The organism is Streptomyces sp. NPDC008150 (assembly GCF_042956945.1).
GTDB lineage: Bacteria > Actinomycetota > Actinomycetes > Streptomycetales > Streptomycetaceae > Streptomyces.
The window spans coordinates 135,337-156,773 of the sequence record NZ_JBIBHJ010000013.1; the positions used below are offsets into that span (position 1 = coordinate 135,337).

Here is a 21,437-nt window from a genome sequence, read left to right on the forward strand (position 1 = left end):
CGCAGGCGGAGCGGAAGGGAGCGACACGGTGGTGCTGGAGGCGGACGTCGCCGTGGTCGGGGCCGGAGCCGCGGGGCTCTCACTGGCCCACCTGCTGGCCCGCCGCGCGCCCGGTGAACGCCGGGTCACCGTCGTCCTCGTCGAGGCGCCCCCCGGTCCGCTGCGCCCCCCGCCCCGCACCTGGTGCTACTGGGAGGCGGGCCCCGGCCCGGCCGACGCCGCCCTCACGGCGTCCTGGCGGCGGCTGCGCGTCCACGGCCCCGACGGCACCGCGGTCGAGTGCGACATCGACCCGCTGCGCTACAAGATGCTGCGTTCCGACGACTATGAGTGCCTGGTCGCCCGCGACCTGGAGCGCAGTCCCGACGTGCGGCGGCTGGAGGCGGCCGCCGAGTCGGTCGAGGCGGTCGACGGCGGTGCCGTCGTGCACGCGCGCACCGCCGAGGGGCGCCCCCGACAGGTCCGCGCCCGCTGGGTGTTCGACTCCCGGCCGCCGGCCCGTCTCCCGGCCGGCCGCACGACGCTCCTCCAGCACTTCCACGGCTGGTTCGTCCACCACGACCGCCCGGTGTTCGACCCCGACGTGGTCGACCTCATGGACTTCCGCACCCCGCAGCCCGCGCACGGCCTGTCCTTCGCCTACGTCCTGCCGACGGGGACCGGCCGGGCCCTCGTGGAGTACACCGAGTTCTCCGCCGCCGTCCTGGACGCGCCGGCCTACGAGAAGGCCCTGCGCCACTACACGGGAGAGGTGCTGCGCCTGCGCGAGCGGGACTTCGCGATCACGGCGACCGAGACCGGTGTGATCCCCATGACCGACGCCCCGTTCGCCCGCCGGACCGGCCCCGGTGTCTTCCGCATCGGCGCGGCGGGCGGCGCGACCCGGCCCTCCACCGGCTACACCTTCGCCGCCGTGCAGCGCCAGACCCGGGCCGTCGCCGCGGCCCTGCGCGCCGGCCGCCACCCGCTGCCGCCGCCCGCCCACTCGGCCCGCTCCCGCGCCATGGACGCCGTGCTGCTGCGCGCCCTGGACAGCGGCCGGGTCGACGGCGCCGCCTTCTTCACCCGGCTCTTCGCGCGCGTACCGCCCGCCCGGCTGCTGCGCTTCCTCGACGGACGCACCCGCCTGCACGAGGACCTGTCCATCGGGCTGCGCACGCCCGTGCTCCCCATGCTGCGGAGCGCCGCCGAACTGCCCTTCCTGCCCCGGCGCCCCGCCCCGCTGCCGGGCGCCCCCCGACCGCCCCGCCCCGCCCCGCACACCGCGGGCCCGCCGCGGTCCGAGAGGAACGGATGACCGTGCCGCACGACCAGACCCCCACCGCCCCGCCCGACCGGACCGGACCCGGCGCCGGCCTCCCAGGCGTCCCCGGCCTCGCCGGACAGCGGGCCCGACGGCCCTTCCCCGGAGCCGGCCCGACGCGACCCGTCCAGCGCCCTTCCCGCGCGGGAGGCGGCCGGTGAGCCGGGCGGCACGGCAGCCGGACGGCACCCGGCACGGCCGCGACCGGCGCGCCCGCGTGCTCGCGGCGCCGCCCGGCCTCCGGCGGATCACCGGCCCCGACGCGCCCGCCGTCGCCGTGGTCGGCGGCGGCATCGCCGGGCTCGCCGCCGCGACCGCGCTCGCCGAACGCGGAGTCCGCGTCACCGTCCTGGAACGGGCACCGGGCCTCGGCGGACGCCTGTCCGGCCGACCTGTCGGCCTGGCGGACGGCTCCACGGCGACGATGAGCCGCGGCTTCCACGCCTTCTTCCGGCAGTACTACAACCTGCGCGGCCTGCTGCGCCGCACCGACCCGGACCTGCGGCGCCTGACGGGTCTGCCGGACTACCCGCTGCGGCACAGCGGCGGTCTGCGCGACAGCTTCCGCCGGGTGCCGCGCACCCCGCCGTGGAGCGCCCTCGGATTCGTCGCCCTCAGCCCGTCCTTCGGCGCGCGCGACCTGGCCCGCATGGACCCCGTCGCCGCCCTGCCGCTGCTCGACGTACGGGTGCCGCAGGTGTACGAGCGGCTGGACCGCACGAGCGCGTACGACTTCCTGGAGTCCATCCGCTTCCCGGAGGCCGCCCGCCACCTGGCCTTCGAGGTCTTCTCCCGCAGTTTCTTCGCGGACCCCCGGCTGCTGTCGGCCGCCGAGATGGTGCTGATGTTCCACATCTACTTCCTCGGCTCCTCCGAGGGCCTCCTCTTCGACGTCCCCACCGAGCCGTTCCCGACCGCCCTGTGGGACCCCCTCGCCGCCTACCTCGACGGCCACGGCGCCCGACTGCGCACCTCGACCGCGGTCGAGGCCGTCGTACCGACGGGGGACGGGCGGTACGCCGTCGCGACGGCGGACGGGGAGCACCGCTACGACGGCGTCGTCCTCGCCCTGGACACCCGCGGGCTGAGCGGCCTGGTCGCCGCCTCCCCGGGACTGGGCGACGCCGCTTGGCGCGAGCGGATCGGGCGGCTGCGCACCGCCCCGCCGTTCCTGGTGTCCCGGCTGTGGCTGGACCGCCGGGTCGACCCCACCCGGCCGGGATTCCTCGGCACCAGCGGCTACGGCACCCTCGACAACGTCAGCGTGCTGGAGCGCTGGGAGGGCGAGGCGGCCCGCTGGTCCGCGCGTACCGGCGGTTCCGTCGTCGAACTGCACGCCTACGCGCTCCCCGAGGACGCCGTGCGCGACGTCGAGGAGAAGCGGCTGGTGGAGCAGTTGCACCGGGTGTACCCGGAGACGCGCACCGCCGGGGTCGTCGACGCCCACCACGAGTGGCACGCCGACTGCCCGCTCTTCCCCGTCGGCGGCTACGAGGACCGGCCGACCGTGCGGACCGCCGAACCGGGCCTGGTGGTCGCCGGCGACCTGGTGCGCACCGGCCTGCCGGTGGCCCTCATGGAACGCGCGGCGACCAGCGGCTTCCTCGCCGCGAACGCGCTGCTGGAGCGGTGGGGGGTCGCCGGCCAGACCCTGTGGACCGTTCCGGACCGGGGACGCGGCCCCGTCCTGCGGACCCTCGCCCGGCACGCCGGACGGCCGCCCGGCGGGGCGCGGGTGCCGGGACGTCACCTGTGACGGAGGGGACCGGGCACGACACGGCCGTGCCCGGTCCCGCCCCGACACCGGACGATCACCGGAGCGGAAGAACCACCCGGTGATCGCCCGGCCACCCCGGTCGGCCGTGCAAACGCTCCGATGGCCGGCCGCGGTGTCCAACGGCGTCATGGCTCCATGTCGAACCATGCCTCCTGGCGAGACCAATTCCGCGGCATTGGGATCGCGTAGAGGCCGAGTTCCCACCTTGGCGCCGGCCATGAAAGAAAATCGCGCACGATTCCGGAGCGGGCGGTCCCGGACTCTCCGCGCATCGGTCCCCGGCCCCGGGAGGCCGGTGTCTCAGCCCTGCGGGGACGCCTTGTCGCGGATGTTCTGCGCCACCTCGCGCAGCTTGACGTTGTGGTGCTGGGAGATGCGGCGCAGCACCGCGAAGGCGTCGTCCTCGCTGAGCCGGTGGCGTTCCCGCAGGATGCCCATGGCCTCGCCGATCGCGTGCCGGGTCTCCAACGCGTGTTCGAGCTGGTCGACCGTACGGGCGCTGGCGAGGGCGACCGCCGCGTGCGAGGCGAGCAGCCAGCCGGCCGTCTCGCTCTCCTTGGTGAAGGCCCCCGGGCGGTGCGAGTAGAAGTTCAGCGCGCCGAAGTCCTCCTCCTGCGTGTACAGCAGGAAGCCCATCATGCTCGCCACGCCCAGGTCCCGCGCCGCGGGCGCGAAGCGCGGCCAGTCCGGCTGCGGCTTCGTGAGGTCGGTGATCCGGAACATCCGCTCGCCGTCGGTGCGGCGCGCGGCGTCGAAACAGGGGCCCTCCGCCAGCTCGCCCTGGAGCCGGTCCGACTCCTCGACCAGCTTGCCGGTGGCGGTCAGCGTGATGGAGCGTCCACCCCGCAGGGCCAGGATGCCGGAGGCCTCGCAGCCGTCGATCAGTTCGACGGCCGCCGCGGCGATCTCGTCGAGGGTCGACTGCACGGACTCCTGCGCGAGCAGATGCCGGGAGAACACGGCCATCCGCTCGGCGAACTCACGCCACTCCATCAGCATTCACCCGCATTCACCCGCATTCACCGTTCGGCTCCCGCGACGACCGCGCGGTGACCTCGCGTGCCGCGTGGGCCGGTGCCCGACGTCCCGTCACGCGGACGCAGCGTACCCCGGGGCGGGCCTCCGGCGCGGGGTGGGTGATCACCGTCCGTCCACGTATTCCCCGCGGAAGCACCACAGAAGGGAAGGCTGCGGCGGAGGGGGTCTCAGGGGCGCGGGACGCCCGCGGCGGGGTTCGCCGCCGGCCCCCGGGAGGGTGCGGCGGCATCCTCCGGCAGGGTCCCGTCGGCGGCCGCGGTCACCGGTGCCTCCGCGCGGGGGTGGTGCGCCAGCTCCGCGGTGAACTGCGCCCCCGACAGCAGCGCGAGGTTGGACAGCCACAGCCAGATCAGGAACACCACCACACCGGCCAGCGAACCGTAGAGCCTGCTGTACGTGCTCAGCGCGGAGGCGTAGAACGCGAACCCGGCGGACACCGTCAGCCACAGGGCCGCGGCGAGCATCCCGCCGGGCAGGCTGTGCCGCCGCCGGTAGGCCGCCGCGGGGCCGGTGTGGAAGACGACCACGACGAGAACGGCCACCAGGAGCAGCAGCAACGGCCACCGCAGCAGGCTCCACGCCCAGGCGGCCGTCTCGCCCAGCCCGAGGACGCGTCCCACGGCCTCGGCCAGCGGCCCCGTCAGCAGCAGCACCAGCACGCTGACCACGAACAGGCCCAGCAGCGCGAGCGCGGTGAGCACGATCCGGTGCGCGCGCCGCAGCGTGGAGCGCTGGTCGCCCACGCGGTGCATCCGGTGCAGTGCCCGGCGGAACACCGCCAGGTAGCTCGACGCCGACCACAGCGCGCTCGCCGAACCCGCCACGATCAGCGTCCACGCCGTCGAGTCGGCGCGCAGGGTCCGGGTCAGGACCTCGTGGAGTTCGGCGCCCGACTCGGCCGGGGCGTAGTCGGTGACGTGCGTGATGAACTGCTCGGCGGTTTCCGGGCTGATCAGTCCGAACGAGATGACCATGACGAGCATCGCGGGCAGCACGGCGAGGATCGCGTAGTAGGTGAGGGCGGCCGCGTAGTCCGTGATGTCGTCGTTCCACATCGACACGGGGGTGCGCCGCAGCGCGGGCCACCAGGCCGAGGGCACCCGGGTACGGGCGCCCGCGCGGCGGAGCGCGGTGCGTGCGGTCGAGCCGGCGGACGTGGGACGCCTCCCTGGTGCGGCCGCGCCGGGCGTCTGCGCAGTCATGTGCGTGCGTGTCCTCTCGACGGCTGGCTCGGTCGGCGCTCCGGCGCGGACGAACCCGCCCGAACAGAACTCGTAACGCACCTTCCCCGGACTTTCCCTCGCACCCCTGTCGCGCGGGAAAGCGTGCCCGGTGTCCACCCGGACGGCGGGCGTGACCGGCGGCCGCGCGCACCGGTGGGGCCCGCTGCCGCCGGACAGCCCCTAGGCTCGGTCACCGCATCGCGTGCCGGTCACCGTCCGGGTGAGGCATGGAGGTGCCGTGAGTCTGCCCACGGAGGCATTCCACCCATGTCCGTCGAGTTGAACCACACGATCGTCCACGCCCGTGACAACCGGGAGTCCGCCGCGTTCCTCGCGCGCGTCCTCGGCCTGGAGGCCGGCGCCCCGTGGGGCCCGTTCGTCCCGGTGGAGACCGCGAACGGGGTCACCCTGGACTTCGCGACCGTCCCGGCCGCGGACCTGTCGCCGCAGCACTACGCGTTCCTCCTCTCCGACGAGGAGTTCGACGCCGCCCACGCCCGCATCCGGGAGGCCGGGATCACCTTCTACGCCGACCCGCACCTGACACTGCCCGGCGAGATCAACCACCACCACGGCGGCCGGGGCCTCTACTTCCGCGATCCGGCGGGTCACGGCATGGAGATCATCACCCGCCCGTACGGCAGCCTCCCGGAAGCCGGAACCCGCTGACGCGACCGCCCCGGGCCGCCCGCAGGCCGGTCCGGGGCGACCCGACGGGGGCCGGGCGCGGAACGGACGGCAGGACACCGCCGCGGATTGCGCCGACACGGCGGAGGGGCCGGGCCGGGCGGCTCCCGACTCCGGAGGGCTCCGTGGGCCGAACCGGGCGACGGCTTTGCCCCGGCTCCCTCGGCATGATCAACTTCGTGCTGTCATGAACAGGCGGTTCCTGGGGAGGGGCCGCGGGGGAAGGGGCGGCCGTGGGCACCGGCGTCGGGGAAGTCGTACGGAACTGTCCGCAGTGCGGGGCCGGCATCCGGGCCGATGCTCGGTTCACCGCCTGGTGCGCCGCCTGCGACTGGAACGTGGACCCGGTGGGTCCGGCGGAACAACGGCCGGGACGGATGGAGAAGGTCCGGCGCGCGCTGGCGCGCAGACACGGCGAGAGCCTGTTCGCCGAGGCGCTCGCGGGCGGGACACTGCGCCCCGGACGGGACGCCTCCCTGGCGCTCGCCCACGCCATCGCGCTCGCCGTGCACGGTGTGACGCTGGCACTGGCCGCCCTGGGAGGCTGGCTCGTGGTGTCGCACCCCTGGGGTGTCGTCGGCCCCGGGTTCGGCGTCCTCCTGCTGGCGCTCGCCTGGGTGCTCCGGCCGCGGCGCGCCCGGTGGCCCACGGACAGACCGGTGCTGGGCCGTGCCGAGGCACCCGAGTTGTTCGCCCTGATCGACGCGGTGGCGGACGCGGTCGGCAGCCGTGGTGTGGACGCCGTCGCTCTCGGCCCCGAGTTCAACGCCGGGATCGGGACGCTCGGTGTCCGCGGACGCCGGGTCCTCTTTCTGGGCGTGCCCCTGTGGGAGGCCACCACACCGCAGCAGCGGATCGCTGTGCTCAGCCACGAACTCGGCTTCCACAAGAAGGGGAACGCCCGCCACCGGCTGCCGGCGTCGGCCTTCCACACGCTGCTGGTCTGGCGCGGTCACCTGCTCCCGGACGGGGAGCCGTCCGACTGGCTCGAAGTCCTCCAGAACCTCGTCTGCCTGGTGCCCTGCCTGTTCGTCCACGGTGTCCTCGTGACGCTGCGCCACCTGACGGTGCGGGACGTGCAGCGCGCCGTGTACTTCGGCGACCGCGAGTCCGCCCGTGTCGCTTCGACGGAGGCTGCCGCACAGCTCCTCGGCCTGGTTCTGGTCGCCGGGTCGCTGACGGGATTCCTGCACCGCGAGACCAACAGGGCGGCGCTTCGCGGGCCGGGCGCTGCCCGCGAGGCGGAAACCCGCTCGGACGAACTGTGGGAGGCGTTCGTCGCGCACACGGCGTCGGTACCGGAGCACGAATACGAGCGGTGCCGACGTGTCGAGCTCCGGCGGGGACACTCGCTCGACCTGACCCACCCCTCGGCCGCCCTGCGCCAGGAGCTGCTGCTCCGCAGCGGGCCCCTCCGGGCGGTCGTCGTGGCGGACGACGGCCGGCACCGGCTGATCGCGGCCGAACTGGCGGGCGCACGACGGACGATCGGCCGTCGGATCCTCAGCGAGGGCTACCTGAAGTAGGCACGCCCGCCGTCCCCGTTCGCGGGTACCGGACGCCCCGGCCACGGCTGGCTCCTACTGTGTGCCCATGGCATATGGACTCATCGGCAAGTTCTCCGCGCGGCCCGGCAGGCGGGACGAGTTGGTCGCAGTGCTTCTCGCGGCGGCCGGGGCGCTGGAGAAGGTTCCCGGCTGTCTCCAGTACGTCGTGAGCACCTCCGGCGAACCCGACGCGGTGTGGGTCACCGAGGTGTGGACGGACCGCGCGGCCCACGACGCCTCCCTGGAACCGGAGGAGACCCGGGCCGCGATCGAACGGGCGCGTCCGCTGATCGCCGGGTACTCCGACGCGACGGAGCTGACCGTCCTCGGCGGCGCCCACCTCGACCTCTGACCCGCCCCGACGGCACGAACCGCCCGGCGTCAACTCCTCGCCGGGCGGCTCCTGTTGTGCGCGGTCTCAGTCCGACAGGGTCTCCAGCGAACGTCCCCTGGTCGCCGTCGACAGCGTCAGGGTCAGTACGCAGCCGGCCGCCAGCACCAGGCAGATCAGGGTGAACACCCCGCCGAACTTCAGCGTCGCGTACATGCTCCCGATGATCATCGGGGAGACGATGCCGCCCACCCGGCTGAACGCGTCCGACGTTGCCGCCGCCATCGAACGCAGGCGGGTCGGGTACACCTCCGGCAGGTACGTGTAGAGCGGCGCGTACAGGCCGTTGAGGAAGAAGCCCAGCAGGATGCTCAGGACCAGGACCGCGGCGTCCGCGTGCGCCTGGGACAGCAGGAACGCGACGACGGTGGACGCCGCCAGGCACCCCACGATGCTCCACTTGCGGTCCGTGCGGTCGGCCAGCCACGCCGCCGGGTAGTAGCCGAGCACCTGCGCGATCTCCACCAGCAGCGAGTAGCCGAAACTGTCGGTGATGCTCATGCCCCGGTCGAGCAGCATGCTCGGCAGGAAGGTGAGGAACCCGTAGTAGGCGAAGCTCGCGACGAAGAACATGCTCCACACCACGACGGTCTGCCGCAGGTACGGCCCCTGCCACAGCGCGGTGAACTGCCGTACGAAACCCAGGTCCTCGTCCCGCTCGGTGAGCTGCGGCGGTTCGGGGTCGGGCAGCGGTACGCCGGTGCGGGCGGCCACCTTCCGCTCCAGATCCGCGACGACCGCCTCCGCCTCCTCGTCGCGCCCTTTCAGCAGCAGGTAGCGCGGCGACTCCGGCAGCCCGCGCCGCCACCACAGGGCGAGCGCCACCGGCAGCCCCACCAGGACGAGCCCCCAGCGCCAGCCGTTGTCGACCCTGGCCACCACGAACGTGCCGATGAGCGCCGCCAGCACGTAGCCGAGCCCGAAGAACGCGGCCAGCGAACCGACGTACGTGGCACGGGCCTTGCGGGGCGCGAACTCCGCGAGGTAGGGGATCACGATGTTGACGTTCACGCCCACGCCGACGCCCGCGAGGAAGCGCAGCGCCAGCAGCATCCCGAAGTCGGGGGACGCGGCCGACACCAGCGTGCAGCCGCAGTACAGCGCCAGCGACCACAGCAGCAGCGGCTTGCGGCCCACCCGGTTGCCCAGCACCGCCAGCGACAGGTCGCCGAGGAAGGCGCCCGCCAGGGTGGCGCTCGCCACCAGGCCCTGTTCGGTGCCGGTCAGCGCGAACGCGGTGGTGATCAGCGGCAGCAGGAAGGACATGATGCCGAGGTCGAGGCCGTCGAGGGTGGTGCTCAGGCCGCCCTGCGAGAGGATCCGGCCCTGCACCCAGGTCATCGGGAGCCGGTCGACGCGCGCCGTCAGCCGTGCGGCGCGCTCCTGTGCCGCCACCTCGCCGGCCGGGACGGGCGGGGAGGTGGTCGCGGTGCCCGAGCCCGATGTGCGCGGCTCCTTGCCGGTGTGCTCATATGTCATGGCCCGTCGGCCCTTTCGGTTGGAGGGCGGCCCGGTCCGTGACGTGGAAGGGGGCCGCCGTCGGTGGGCGGGTCGCGGCCGGGCGGACCGTTGCAGCGGTCCGCCCGGCCTCGCTCAGGTACCGGTCCCGGAACCGAGAACGGTCGTGTACAGCCGCAGCCAGTTGCCCCCGACGACGGCCTCCGCCTCGGCCGCGGAGAACCCGAACCGCGAGGTGAGCCGGTCCGCGACCAGGGCGAGCCCCGACGCGTCGGCGAGCCACTCGGTGTCGTCGGCCGGCTCGGCCGGTTCGGCCGGTTCGGCCGCGGGCACCGCCAGGTCGGCGCCGCGCTGCTCGCCGCGGGTCCAGCGGCCCTTGCGCATCCACGCGAACTCCGCCGGGCCCGCCTTGGGACTGAGGTCGGTGCCGATGGCCACGTGGCGGACGCCGACGAGTTCGACGGTCCGGGCCGCCATCTCGCACCAGTCGTCGAGGGTCGCCGCGTACCGCCCGGAGATGGAGCGGTACGTGGCGAGCCCGACCACCCCGTCGCGCGCGGCCAGCTCCTTGAGCGTGGCGTCGTCGGCGTTGCGCGGATGGCCGTACAGGGAACGGGGGTTGGCGTGCGTGATCGCCACCGGCGCCGCCGAGTGCGCGATCGCCTCGCGCCGGGTGCGGTCCCCGGAGTGCGACAGGTCGACGAGCATGCCGGCCGCGTTCATCTCCCGCACGACCTCGCGGCCGAAACGGGTCAGCCCCGGGTCGGACTCCTCGTAACAGGAGCCGCCGAACTCGTTGTTGTTGTTGTACGTGAGCTGCATGACCCGCAGCCCCATGTCGTGGAACAGCCGCACGAAACCGAGACGGCCCTGCAACGGGCTGGCGTTCTGCGCCCCCAGCAGGATCGCGGTACGGCCCTCCGCGCGGGCCCGCCCGATGTCGGCGGCGCTCCGCGCGAGCAGCACCAGGTCGGCGTTGGCGGTGACCAGGTCGTGCCACGCGGCCAGGGCGTCCATCGTCTCCACCGCGTCCTCCCAGAAGGCCACGGTCGCCGTCGCGCAGGTCACGCCGCCCGCGCGCAACTGCTCGAACACCTCCCGGTCGTACGGCCCGCACTGGAGGCCGTCGATCACGAGCGGCGCGGCGGCGGTCACGAGGCCACCCCCACCGGTTCGTCCTCGCCGACCTCGGCGAGGATCTCCCCGCCGGGACCGAACAGGGAGTCACCGGCGTGCGTGCGGGACAGCGGGCTGTCCGGCGTCAGCGCCGACTCCGCCTCGGCGACCACCCGGTGCCACAGCGCGGCCGGCACGCGCACGCCGTAGGACAGCGCCCGGTGCTCGGCGGCGTCGGGCCCGGTGCGGGGACCCGCGGTGGCGCGGCGCACGGTCAACTCGTCCCGTGAGACGGTCAGTTCCACTCCGTGCCGGGCGGCCAGCGGGACCAGGGCCCGTACCGCCCAGTCGCCGCCGGGTGCGGCGAGGCGTGCCGAACCGTCCGCCGGTGCCGCGGCGACCGCGAGGTCGAGCAGGTCGGCGGCGGTCGCGAGCGGGGGCTGGGCGCGGGCGTCGGGGAAGACGAACCCGGCTGCTGTGTACCGGAGTTCGGGGCGCAGGTGTGGACCGCGCAGCGCGGGCAGGGCGTCGAGCAGACCCGCGAGTCCGCCCAGGCCGTGTATCTCCGCCGCGACCACGACGTCCCGCGCGGCGGCGGCGCTGCCGAACGGCACGGTCGTGGTCAGCATCACCCGGCCGGTCATCAGCCGCATCTCGCGGACCGACACGGAGAGGACGTCGGCGTCGGTGTCCACGGCGCCGGGGCGCTCGGCGGACCCAACTGCTGCGGTGCGTACGGCGGTCGTGCTCACGAGGTCTCCTCGCTGGTCCGGGCGGCGGCGGGACGGGCGGGCAGCGCCCAGTCGTCCGCGTCGTCGTCGTGCAGGGTGTGGCGGGTGGGCGCGCCGTGGAACAGCAGGCCCAGGACGTTGCGGCCGGCGGAGTCGGCGGTCTTGTCGAGGCCGTGCACGGCGGAGTTGACGAACCGCACGACACGCACCGGCAGGAACGCGTCGTCGGCGATGTTCATGTGCGGGCTGTGCAGCGCGCCGTCCGCCAGGCCCTGGACGCGGGCGACGGTGTCGCGGTGCCCGGGGTGGCGCACGCAGAAGGCGCCCACGGTCTCGCCCGGGTCGGCGGCCCGCAGGTCCTCGGCGAGGTCCTGTACCGAACGCGGCACGTTGAGGCCCCAGTCGAGGCCCTCGGTGACCTCCTCGCGGGGCCCGCGCCGGGGTTCCTCGGCGGCCCGGGACTTGTACCAGACGTGGCGCAGCGCGCAGGGCGCGGTCAGGTCGGTGCCCAGGGCCCAGCCGTAGTCGCGCTCCAGCAGGGCCAGGAGGGCGGCCGTGGAGGCGGCCGGGTCGCCGGTCAGCGTCTCGTCCACGCGCTGCCCGTCCACCAGCGGGTCGGTGAGGTCCGGAACGCTGTCGATCAGCACGCCGGCCAGCGACTCCACGGCGGCCGGTCCGAGTTCGAGGTTCCACCGTGTCCACAGGCGCGGCAGCGCGTCGTCGGTGTCGGGCGCGTCGAGCGTGTCGAGCAGTCCGGCGGCGCGGTGCAGCGCGGCGGCCAGCTCGGCCGGCGGCTCGAACTCCCCGTAGACGGTGGGGTCCTGTTCGTGGAAGCGGGCCGTGCGCCCGATGCGCTCGCGCACCGCGGCCAGGTGCGCGGTGCCGCGGCGCGCGTACAGCGCCCGGACCAGGGCCTGTTCGCGCAGGGCCAGCCAACGGTCCACCAGCCGCGGGTGGTTGTTGGTGAAGAACACCAGGCCCAGCGCCGACGCGTTGCCCAGGCCCAGGCAGCGCCTCAACTCGGTGTCGAGCGCGGGTGCTTGGGGGTTGCGGTGCCGTGCCAGGTGCTCGGCGAGGTCGGCGGAGAACTCCCGCATCAGGTACGCGGCGAGCATCTGCGCGTGCAGCGGCGCGGCCAGCGGGTGGTGGTCCGGCAGCGCGGCGAACGAGCGGGTGCCGAAGGTGCCGTTGCCGTCCAGGCCCGTGTTGCGCATCAGGTAACCGACGTCCCACAGCCGCCCCGCGTCGGGCTGCCCGCCGGCCGCGAGGCTCTCCACGACGTGCTCGAACAGCCGCAGGCTGCGGTTGGAACGGCACCAGACGAGGGTGTGCGCGGTGGCCCGGCCGCCGTACAGCTTGGGCATCTCGCGCCGGGTGTGCTCCAGGTCGGCCTCGTCGGCGGTCCCGTCGAAGAGGGCGCCGGTCATGTCCCAGTCGGTGCCGACGATGCGGCTGGTGCGGCCCTCCAGCTTGGGCGTGAAGGAGAACGCCACGAAGTCCAGCGGGCCGGACGGGGTGTGCACGCGGTAGCGGACCCGGCCGCGCGATTCCGCGTCGACGTCGAACTCCAGACACTCCACGCGCCACCGCTCGCGGACCATGCGGTGCACGAGGGCACGTCCGGCGCTCAGCCGGGTGGGCGGCAGGAGGGCGAGACGCTCGGGGCTCAGCAGCCGGCCGGGCGGCCGGGGAACGGTCTCGGTGGGCGGGGCGAAGGGGGCTGCGGGTGCGCTCATCAGTGCTTTCCGGGTGCTGTGGGGCGTGCGGGCGGGGGAGGGCCGGCCGGGTGAGGAGCCGGCGGGACGGGCTGCGGCCGGTCAGGCGTGCAGGCCGAAGGAGGCGCCGCCGTCGAGTCGGAGCAGGGGTTCGATGCGCCGGGTCAGCGGACGCAGGACGGCGAGCGCTCCGGCGGAGGTGATCCGGTCGCGCGGCCCGTGCACGCTCAGCGCGGCGACGCTGCGGCCGTCCTCGCGGCACAGCGGTACGGCGAGCGCGGCGATGCCGTCCTCGGCGTCGTCGGTGGACGTCGCCCAGCCGGTGGCGCGGATCAGCGCCAGGTCGTCCGCCGTCGGCAGCGCGACACCCGTGCGGGCGAGGGACGCCGCCGTGCCGTCGTCGGCCAGCGCGCACAGCAGCCGTCCGGAGGCGCTGGAGCGCAGGCTGAGCCGGTCGCCGAGGAGCAGGGTCGCGTGCAGGGCCCGGCCGGGCTCGGCCCGCTGCACCACCCGCGCGGTGTCCGCGTCGAGGACCGCGATGCTGACCACCTCGCCGCAGGCACGCGCGGCCTCGGCGAGCAACGGGGAGGTGCGTTCCCCGATCCCGGCCTGGCGCAGTGCCGTGTGACCGAGATGGGCGGGGCGCAGGGTCAACCGGTAGGAGCCGTCGGGCAGTTGCTCCATCCAGCCGGCGGCTTCGAGAGTCACCAGCTGGCGGTGGGTCTCGGCCCGGGAGGCGCCGACGGCGCGGGCCAGGGCCGAGACGCGGACCGGCTCGTCCGAGTCGGCGAGGAAGTCGAGCAGGGCGAGCACCTTGAGCGCGGTGCTCAGTGGACGGGTGGTACGGCGCGACGTGTCGTCCGCATCCCCGGGTGTCACTATATGCATGACGCTGTCCTTCTCTGAGAGACGCCGGAACTGTAGGCGTCGATCAGGAGGCGGACAAGGGACACTTTGTTAATTTCTGGTCTCCTCACCGACGTCCTGGCGGCCCCCGCCGTCCTCCTGGCGGCGGGCCGCCGTGCGAGCGGTGCGTCCTGCCGCGACGGGGCGGCGGGGACCGCGAGCAGACGAGGCCGGACCGGGCCGGGTGGGTCACCGGCCGGGGAGCGGGTTCCGGCGGGACCCGAGGCCGACCTGACGGGTCGTCACCGACGGCGGCAGCAGGGCCGGTTGCGGTGTCCGGCGGGTGGTCCACCGGCCCGCGCCGTCACGTGGACCGGGTGATCGCGCGCCGCGTACTGTCGGCGCGTGGCCGAAACGAAACACGCGCTCACGGCGCCCCAAGCCGCTCGTCACGCCTCCTGGCTGGAGCTGTTCTTCGACCTCGTGGCCGTCGCCGGGGTGGGGCAGCTGGCCCACCTGCTGCACGGCGCCCCGGACTGGCACGACGCGGGCCTGTACGTGGTGCTGTTCCTGGCGTTCTGGTCCGCGTGGACCTGCACGACGCTGTACGGCAACATCGCCGCGGAGACCGTCCACGTCAGCACGGTGCTGCTGTGCATGTTCGGCCTGACGGTGATGGCCGCGGCCGTGCACGGCGTCCAGGAGGGCGAGCACGCCAGGGCCTTCGCCATCGGCTACGTCTTCGTACGGGTCCTGGGCAGCAAGGTGCTGGAGTCGCGGCGGCAGGCGCTGGTGGACTGGCCGGTCGCCCAGATCGGCGCCGGGGTCCTGCCCTGGACGGTGTCCATCTGGGTGCCGGAGTCGGCCCGCTACTGGCTGTGGGCGGCGGGTGTCGCCATCGACCTGGGACTGACCTTCCTGGTCTCCGGCCGCCACCTGCGGGAACAGGTCGACGAACACGTGCGGCGCGAGAACGAGAAGAGCCGGCGCGAGGTGCCCGGCCGCCGCTCGCGGTCGGGGGGCGGTCCGGGGAGGGCGGTGGAGATCGTGCGCACCGACGTCGAGCATCTGGCGGAGCGGCTCGGGCTGTTCGTCCTGATCGTGCTCGGCGAGGCCGTGTACCAGCTCGTGGAGGTCGGGTCGGAGGCCGACTGGCGCAAGGCCCTGTTCGCCGGGGCGGCCCCCGCCTTCCTCGCCGTCGTGCTGCTGTGGTGGCTGTCGCTGCAACGCGGCTTCGGGGGCGTGCCGTTGGCCGGGGCCACGACCCTCAGTCCCCGCACCCTCATGGGCCTGCACTGCCTCGTGGCGGGGTCCCTCGCCGCGTTCGCGGCCGGTCTGGGCTCGGCGCTGGAGCACGCCGACGGACGCCTCCCGGCACAGACCGCCTGGATCATGGCCTGCGCGCTCGGCGCCCACCTGTGCGTCGCCACCGCCCTCGGCGCCCTCACCCGCCCGGTCGCCCGCCCCCGCCTGCTGCTCGCGGCGGTCCCCGCGCTCGCGGTGTGCGCGGCCGTCGGCGCGGTGGGGGAGACGGGCCGGCCGGTCCTGACGATCTGGCTGCTCGTGGCGGCGGTCGCCTGGTTCTCGTACGCGACCACGCCGTCGGGGCGCGGGCCCGCGCCGGAGCCGACGCCGACGGCGGACCGGCCCGGCCCGTGACCGGGGTCAGCCCGGCCCCGGCGCTCCCGCCAACTGCCGCGAGACCGCCCGCGCCGCCGCGCGCACGGCGGGCACGTACCGCGCCGGGTCGAAGCCGTCCGTCGGCGCGACCACCGACAGCGCCGCGATCACCCCGTCCGCGTCCCGTACCGGCGCGGCTGCCGTGCTGCGCGGCCACGGCAGCCGCCCGCTGCCCACCGCGTAGTCGCCGCGCCGCACCTCGGCCAGGGCGCGGCGCAGGTCCTCGGTACCGCGGACCCCGGCCAGCGCCTCGCCCGGCCTGAAGTCCGCCAGGACCCGTTCCCGCACGTCGGCGGGGGCGAACGCCAGCAGCACCAGGCCCGCGCCGCTCTCCGCCAGCGGCATCCGGCCGCCGATCCGGAACCGCACCGGATCCGCGTCCTGCGCGGACAGCCGCTCCACCAGCACCGCCTCGTCCCCGTCCCGCACCGCCAGCAGGACGTGCTGACGCGTGACGTGGAACAGGTCCTCCAGGTACGGCATCGCGACGGCCCGCAGCCCGTGGCCGCGCGGCGCGAGCGCGGCGATTCCCAGCAGCCCGACCCCGACCACGAACCGCCCGTCGTCGAGCCGTTCCAGCGCGCCCACGCCGACGAGCGTGCGCGCCAGCCGCAGCGCGGTACTGCGGGGAATGCCGGTACGGCGCGACAGGTCCGCGAGCCCCAGCGACCGGTGGTCCGCGTCGAAGGCGCGCAACAGCGCGAACGCCCGGTCCAGGACGCCGTCGCCCGAGGGCGGGCGGTGGCCCCGGGCCGGTTCGGGTACTGCCGTGGGCATGGGATCTCCGTGCCATTGAGCGGAACGTGTGATGCCGGTCAGTGGTGCTTCCGCCTAGCGTAGGACGCGGCCCGGGGCGGTACGACCGGCGGGCCGTCCGGCCCCCGCGCGGCGGATGCCCCGTATCCCGTGGGCGCCCCCGCCCCGAGTGCCGTGGAGCCGGCCCCCGTCGGCACGGCCGTCCCCGACCGCGAAAGGAACCCGAGATGACCGCAGGAGCCCAGGACCCGGAGACCACCGGAGTGCCGGCCGCCGCAGCCCCCGGGCTGGTCGACGTGCACGCCCACTTCGTGACCGAGCGCTACGCGGCCGAGGCGCGCGCCGCCGGGCACGTCCGTCCGGACGGGATGCCGGGCTGGCCCGAGTGGAGCGTCGAGCGGCAGCTCGCCCTCATGGACCGCGCCGGGATCGCCCGCGCCTACCTGTCGGTGTCCTCGCCGGGGACGCACTTCGGCGACGACCGTGCGGCCCGCACGCTCACCCGGGAGATGAACGACTTCGGCGCCGCGACCCGGCGCGAACACCCCACCCGCTTCGGGCACTTCGCCTCGCCGCCGCTCCCGGACGTCGGGGGAAGCGTCGAGGAGACGGCCCGTGCGCTGGACCGCCTCGGCGCGGACGGGCTCGCGGTGGAGACGAACGCGCACGGCGTCTACCTCGGGGACCCGCGCTTCGAACCGTTGTGGCGCGAGCTCGACCGGCGCCGGGCCACGGTCTTCGTGCACCCCACCTCGCCCCCGCACGCCGAGGAGGTGGCCTGCGGACTGCCGCGCCCCGTGGCGGAGTTCCTCTTCGACACGGCGCGTGCGGTGAGCACCCTCGTCTTCAACGGCGTGCTCCTGCGGTTCCCGCACATCCGGTGGATCTTCACGCACGGCGGCGGCGTGCTGCCCCTGCTCGCGGACCGCATGGAGATGTTCCGGGCGGGCGGGATCGTGGCCGGCGCGCCGTCCGTAGCGGTCCACGAGCAGTTGCGCGAGCTGTGGTTCGACACCGCGGGAACGCCGTTCCCCCGCCAAGTCCCGGCTCTGACGGCCCTGTTCGGCACCGAGCGGCTTCTCTACGGCAGCGACTCCTGCTGGACGCCCGACGCCGGAGTGCTCGCCCAGGTCGCCTCGATCGACGCGGCACCCCAGCCGGCGCCCGACACCTGGCGGTCCCTCACCGCGCGCAACGCCGGACGCCTGCTGGGCGCCGGGGGCGACACGCGCCGCGCGGTGGCCGGGACGACGCTCCCGGCCACCGGGCCGGTCAACATGCCCCGGCCGTAGGGGACTTGACGCTGCCGTCGGTCAGCAGCCCTGCCACAGGCGGGTCATCACCCGTACCCCGAACCGCAGTCCCTCCAGGGGGACCCGCTCGTCCACGCCGTGGAACAGCCGCCCGTAGTCCAGGTCGTGCGGCAGCTTCAGGCCCTTGAAGCCGAAGCAGCGGATGTCCAGGTGCGTGAAGGCCTTCGCGTCCGTGCCGCCGGGATTGCAGTACGGCACGGGGTGACCGTCCGGGTCCTCCGCCCGCACCGCCGCGCACATGGCGTCGACGAGCGGTCCGTCGAAGGTGGTCTCCATGGCGATGTCGTGGTTGACCCACTCGCGGGTCACCGACGGGAGCAGCAACGCGTCGACGGCGTCGATCAGTTCCTGCTCGTGGCCCGGCAGAAACCTGCCGTCCACCCGGGCGGTGGCCTTCCCCGGGATGACGTTGGTCTGGTAACCGGCCGAGAACATGGTGGGGTTGGCCGAGTTGCGGAGCACCACCTGCATGAAGTCGGCGACCGGGCCCAGCTTCGCCAGTTCGGCGTCCAGGTCGTCGGCGTCCAGGTCGACGTCGACCCCCAGCAGTCCGGCGGCCTCGGTGAGCAGCGCCCGTACCGGCTCGATCAGCCGCACGGGGAACGTGTGCCGGCCGATCCGGGTGAGCGACTCGGCGAGGTCCGTGACGGCGTTCTCGTCGTTCGGGGAGGAGCCGTGTCCGGCGCGGCCGGTGGCGGTCAGTTCCATCCACGCCATGCCGCGCTGCGCGTTCTCGATCGGGTACAGCCGCCGGGTGTCGTCCAGCGCGTAGCTGAAGCCGCCGCCCTCGCCGATCGCCTCGGTCACCCCGGCGAACAGCTCCGGCCGGTGCTCCACCAGCCAGTGCGCGCCGAACCTGCCGCCCGCCTCCTCGTCGGCGAGGAACGCGAGCACGATCTCCCGCGCCGGCCGGGTGCCGGTCCGGGCGAAGTGGCGTGCGGTGGCCAGCATCACGGCCACCGTGTCCTTCATGTCGATCGCTCCGCGGCCCCAGAGGTAGCCGTCGACGATCTCCCCGGAGAACGGCGGCACCCGCCACTCGGCGGCGTCGGCGGGCACGACGTCGAGGTGGCCGTGGACCAGGAGCGCCCCGCGGGCGGGGTCGGCTCCCGGGATGCGGGCGATCACGTTGGCGCGGCCCGGCGCGCTCTCCACCAACTCGGAGTCGATGCCGGCCTCGGCGAGGCGCGCGACCACCCAGTCGGCGCAGGCGCGCTCGTCGCTGGTCGGGTTGGAGGTGTCGAACCGGATCAACTCGGCGCACAGTTCGACGACTTCGCGCTGCGCCTCTTCCGAGGCGGGGACGACGGACGGGACGGTGGTGCTCATGCCGCTCCTACGGGGGCCGTGCCGGGGACGGCGGGAGCGGCTTCCGCCCCGTCGGCCTCTTCGGTGAGGGTGGAGGTGCCGTAGGTCCTGATCCAGCCGGCCAGGCCGAGCACGGAGTACAGGACGAACGCCGTCAGCAGGGAGTTGAGGGCGGGGATGCCGCCGTCGTAGAACTTGCCGACACAGAACGCGGCGGCCCAGATGACCAGGGACAGCGGCACCCAGGTGGGTGAGGTGGCCGGCAGGGTGCCCGCCTCGCGGGTCTCGTCGAGCGGCTTGCGCATGCGGCGCACGATCCAGTACTCGGCGACGATGATGCCGCCGACCGGCGGGATGGCGACGCCCAGCACGGACAGGAAGTCCGTGAAGTGGGTCATGATGCCGACCGCGGACAGGGCGGTGCCCGCGACACCGAGCACGATGGTGACCGCGCCCCGGTGCAGCCGACGGCCGAAGACGACCTGGAAGAAGTTGACGACGCCGAGCGAGGAGCCGTACAGGTTCCAGTCGTTGATCTTGGCGGTGGACATCAGGACGACCAGGACGCCGAAGACGCCGGACGTCGACAGGACGATGTTCGAGACCTGGCTGCTCCTGACCATGTGGCCGAGCAGCACGCCCGTCATGCCCACGATGTACTCGGAGAGGATCATCGAGGACGCGCTCTGCAGGAAGACGTGCGCGCCCTTCCTGTTGTAGCGGGTCATCTCGGGAGCCACGATCGCGCCGGTCATGTAGCCGCCCGCGATGGCCGTCGCGGCGACCGAGAGCGGCACCGCCTGTCCGGGCGCGGGGGAGTGGATCAGCTCGGAGAACGAGTGGTCGGTGAGCGCGTCTACGACGGACCAGGCGACCATCGCGAAGAACAGGGGCGTCACGATCTTCGCGAACACCGCCATGTAGCGGAAGCCGAAGATGACGAGCACGGTGATGGCGGCGCCGGCCACCACGCACCACATCCACGACGGGCCGCCCACGAGTTCGGAGACGCTTTCGCCGAAGATGGTGTTCTGCACGCCGAACCAGCCGACGAGGCTGACCGCGATCACCAGGCTGACCAGGGCCGAGCCGTTGCGCCCGAAGCCCACCCAGCGGGTCAGCATCGGGGTCGCCAGACCCTCGCGCATGCCGGCCAGGCCGATCGCGAAGATGACGACCTCCAGGATCACCGCACCGAGGGTGAACGCCAGGAACGCGCCGCCGAACGACATGCCGACGCCGATGGTGGCGCCGAGCGTGAACTGCGAGATGGACCCGGACTGGGCGAGCCACTGGAGCAGCATCGTGCCGAAGCCCAGGCGCTCGTCGCGCGGGACCCGGGACAGCGAGTAGTCGTCGCTGCCCAGCTTCTTGGTGGTGGCCATGTCACGACTCCCTGGTTTCGCGGCCGAGGGTCTGCAGGTGTGCCAGCGAGCCGTAGCGGGCGAGCAACTGGTCGAACTCCGTCCGGTCGTGGAAGTCCAGACGGCCGCCGCCGAAGCCCTTGGCGGTCTCGACGGCGAACCGGGCGGCGGCCGCGATGTCGGTCTCGTGGCTCGCGCCGGTCTGGCAGCCGGGCACCGCCGCGGCCGAGGTCACCGCGAGGCCGACGACCGGGGCCGCCGTCGCCGTGGCCGGCTGCAGGATCGAATTGATGTGGTGTACACCGTTACCGTACGGGGTGATGTCCTGCGTGGTCACCGGGTACGTGACCAACGGCTCACCCGTCACGACGGCGAGCAGTTCGCCCAGCCCCTCGGAGACCTTGAGCACCCACCCCTCCTTGACGGTGGGGGACAGCGCGAGTCCGCGGTGGTTGATGATCCGGTTGCCCTTGGTGGTGTCGATGGACAGCACGGCGTCCATGTCCTCGGTCACCTCGTGCCGGTTCATCGTCGCGATGTCGACCGGCGAGTCCATGAACGGCACCGGGTCGTGCGGCGCGGTCGGCGCGTCGGGGCAGACGTGGGTGGCCACGACGACGTCGCCGTCGAGCACGTCGCCGCGGCGCCGCATGTCCAGCAGCTTCGCCGCCGTCGCGAGCGCCGCGACCGCGCCGTCCGCGTCGGAGACCAGGCCGGTCATCTCGGGGCGCGCTCCCACACCGCCCAGCCGGCCGACCACGCCGAGGGTGCGCGCGGTGCCGCCCGCGGTGCGGCCGGACCGGCCGGGGACGCGGACGAGCACGAAGTCGGTCGAGCCGCGCTCGCCGCTGACCGTGGTGACCTGCGCGCCGGAGCCCGCGGGGCCCGCGACGCCGTCGAGGTGCGCGGCGACGCGCTTGCCGTCGGCGTCCGGATCGTCCAGCAGGTCCATGATGTCCAGGACGTACTTGAGCATGGATGGTTTCTCCTGATCCGCACCGGGGGCGGTGCTGACAGCAGAGTCGGGATCGGTTAGCGTTCTCCGCAACTGTTTCCCGTTATCTGCAATGAGGATCCGGATGTCGAGACGGGTGGCCGGGCTGGTGCCGGACCCGCACCTGGCCATGGACCCGGACCCGAATCCGAACCGGGCCCCGGACCCCGACCGCAGGAGCGGGACCCCG

The 21,437-nt window shown here is 74.1% G+C and carries 18 protein-coding genes; 7 read left to right on the plus strand and 11 right to left on the minus strand.

Annotated features, from left to right (window positions below):
* Positions 1–31: 31 nt before the first annotated feature.
* Together ACFZA0_RS28185 and ACFZA0_RS28190 are read left to right on the plus strand one after the other, a co-directional pair.
* Positions 32–1,297: a lycopene cyclase family protein gene (locus ACFZA0_RS28185; RefSeq protein WP_391022325.1), complete on the plus strand. Its 1,266-nt coding sequence runs from the start codon at positions 32–34 to the stop codon at positions 1,295–1,297.
* 163 nt (positions 1,298–1,460) lie between these two features.
* A complete protein-coding gene (locus tag ACFZA0_RS28190; RefSeq protein ID WP_391022066.1) occupies positions 1,461–3,059 on the plus strand; it encodes an FAD-dependent oxidoreductase in 1,599 nt (532 codons plus the stop codon).
* 321 nt (positions 3,060–3,380) lie between these two features.
* Here ACFZA0_RS28190 and ACFZA0_RS28195 read toward each other — a convergent pair whose 3' ends face one another.
* Complete coding sequence (locus ACFZA0_RS28195) at positions 3,381–4,073, minus strand: ANTAR domain-containing protein (protein WP_391022068.1); 693 nt, start codon at positions 4,071–4,073, stop codon at positions 3,381–3,383.
* A gap of 212 nt (positions 4,074–4,285) precedes the next feature.
* Positions 4,286–5,173: a YhjD/YihY/BrkB family envelope integrity protein gene (locus ACFZA0_RS28200; protein WP_391022327.1), complete on the minus strand. Its 888-nt coding sequence runs from the start codon at positions 5,171–5,173 to the stop codon at positions 4,286–4,288.
* 435 nt (positions 5,174–5,608) lie between these two features.
* Between ACFZA0_RS28200 and ACFZA0_RS28205 the strand changes: the two genes are divergently transcribed.
* From ACFZA0_RS28205 to ACFZA0_RS28215, 3 genes are all read left to right on the plus strand, one after another.
* A complete protein-coding gene (locus ACFZA0_RS28205) occupies positions 5,609–6,010 on the plus strand; it encodes a VOC family protein (RefSeq protein WP_391022070.1) in 402 nt (133 codons plus the stop codon).
* A gap of 251 nt (positions 6,011–6,261) precedes the next feature.
* Entirely contained in the window at positions 6,262–7,554 is a 1,293-nt protein-coding gene (locus ACFZA0_RS28210) for a M48 family metallopeptidase (protein ID WP_391022072.1), read from the plus strand.
* A gap of 67 nt (positions 7,555–7,621) precedes the next feature.
* Positions 7,622–7,927, plus strand: a complete 306-nt coding sequence (locus ACFZA0_RS28215; protein ID WP_391022074.1) for an antibiotic biosynthesis monooxygenase — start codon at positions 7,622–7,624, stop codon at positions 7,925–7,927.
* Between the two features lie 66 nt (positions 7,928–7,993).
* On the opposite strand, the gene ACFZA0_RS28220 is transcribed toward ACFZA0_RS28215, so the two are convergent.
* The 5 genes from ACFZA0_RS28220 to ACFZA0_RS28240 form a co-directional block, all read right to left on the minus strand.
* Positions 7,994–9,445: an MFS transporter gene (locus ACFZA0_RS28220; protein ID WP_391022076.1), complete on the minus strand. Its 1,452-nt coding sequence runs from the start codon at positions 9,443–9,445 to the stop codon at positions 7,994–7,996.
* A 114-nt stretch (positions 9,446–9,559) separates the two neighbouring features.
* Positions 9,560–10,579 carry a membrane dipeptidase gene (locus tag ACFZA0_RS28225; RefSeq protein ID WP_391022078.1) on the minus strand — a complete coding sequence of 340 codons (1,020 nt, stop codon included), beginning with the start codon at positions 10,577–10,579 and terminating at the stop codon, positions 9,560–9,562.
* A complete protein-coding gene (locus ACFZA0_RS28230) occupies positions 10,576–11,292 on the minus strand; it encodes a hypothetical protein (RefSeq protein WP_391022080.1) in 717 nt (238 codons plus the stop codon). The genes ACFZA0_RS28225 and ACFZA0_RS28230 overlap by 4 nt, the downstream gene beginning before the upstream one ends.
* Positions 11,289–13,007 carry a hypothetical protein gene (locus ACFZA0_RS28235; protein WP_391022082.1) on the minus strand — a complete coding sequence of 573 codons (1,719 nt, stop codon included), beginning with the start codon at positions 13,005–13,007 and terminating at the stop codon, positions 11,289–11,291. Before ACFZA0_RS28235 ends, ACFZA0_RS28230 begins: the two co-directional genes overlap by 4 nt.
* Before the next feature lie 81 nt (positions 13,008–13,088).
* Complete coding sequence (locus ACFZA0_RS28240) at positions 13,089–13,874, minus strand: IclR family transcriptional regulator C-terminal domain-containing protein (protein ID WP_391022084.1); 786 nt, start codon at positions 13,872–13,874, stop codon at positions 13,089–13,091.
* A gap of 363 nt (positions 13,875–14,237) precedes the next feature.
* Here ACFZA0_RS28240 and ACFZA0_RS28245 point away from each other — a divergent pair, with 363 nt between their 5' ends.
* Entirely contained in the window at positions 14,238–15,491 is a 1,254-nt protein-coding gene (locus tag ACFZA0_RS28245) for a low temperature requirement protein A (protein ID WP_391022086.1), read from the plus strand.
* Between the two features lie 6 nt (positions 15,492–15,497).
* On the opposite strand, the gene ACFZA0_RS28250 is transcribed toward ACFZA0_RS28245, so the two are convergent.
* Complete coding sequence (locus tag ACFZA0_RS28250; protein WP_391022088.1) at positions 15,498–16,289, minus strand: helix-turn-helix domain-containing protein; 792 nt, start codon at positions 16,287–16,289, stop codon at positions 15,498–15,500.
* Positions 16,290–16,495: 206 nt separating this feature from the next.
* Here ACFZA0_RS28250 and ACFZA0_RS28255 point away from each other — a divergent pair, with 206 nt between their 5' ends.
* Complete coding sequence (locus tag ACFZA0_RS28255; RefSeq protein WP_391022090.1) at positions 16,496–17,560, plus strand: amidohydrolase family protein; 1,065 nt, start codon at positions 16,496–16,498, stop codon at positions 17,558–17,560.
* A 21-nt stretch (positions 17,561–17,581) separates the two neighbouring features.
* On the opposite strand, the gene ACFZA0_RS28260 is transcribed toward ACFZA0_RS28255, so the two are convergent.
* The 3 genes from ACFZA0_RS28260 to ACFZA0_RS28270 are packed head-to-tail and all read right to left on the minus strand — an operon-like array spanning position 17,582 to position 21,229.
* On the minus strand, positions 17,582–18,910 hold the full coding sequence (locus ACFZA0_RS28260; protein WP_391022093.1) for a M20/M25/M40 family metallo-hydrolase: 1,329 nt from the start codon (positions 18,908–18,910) through the stop codon (positions 17,582–17,584).
* Entirely contained in the window at positions 18,907–20,274 is a 1,368-nt protein-coding gene (locus ACFZA0_RS28265; RefSeq protein WP_391022095.1) for a cytosine permease, read from the minus strand. Before ACFZA0_RS28265 ends, ACFZA0_RS28260 begins: the two co-directional genes overlap by 4 nt.
* 1 nt (position 20,275) lies before the next feature.
* Entirely contained in the window at positions 20,276–21,229 is a 954-nt protein-coding gene (locus ACFZA0_RS28270; protein ID WP_391022097.1) for a DUF1177 family protein, read from the minus strand.
* Positions 21,230–21,437: the final 208 nt, after the last annotated feature.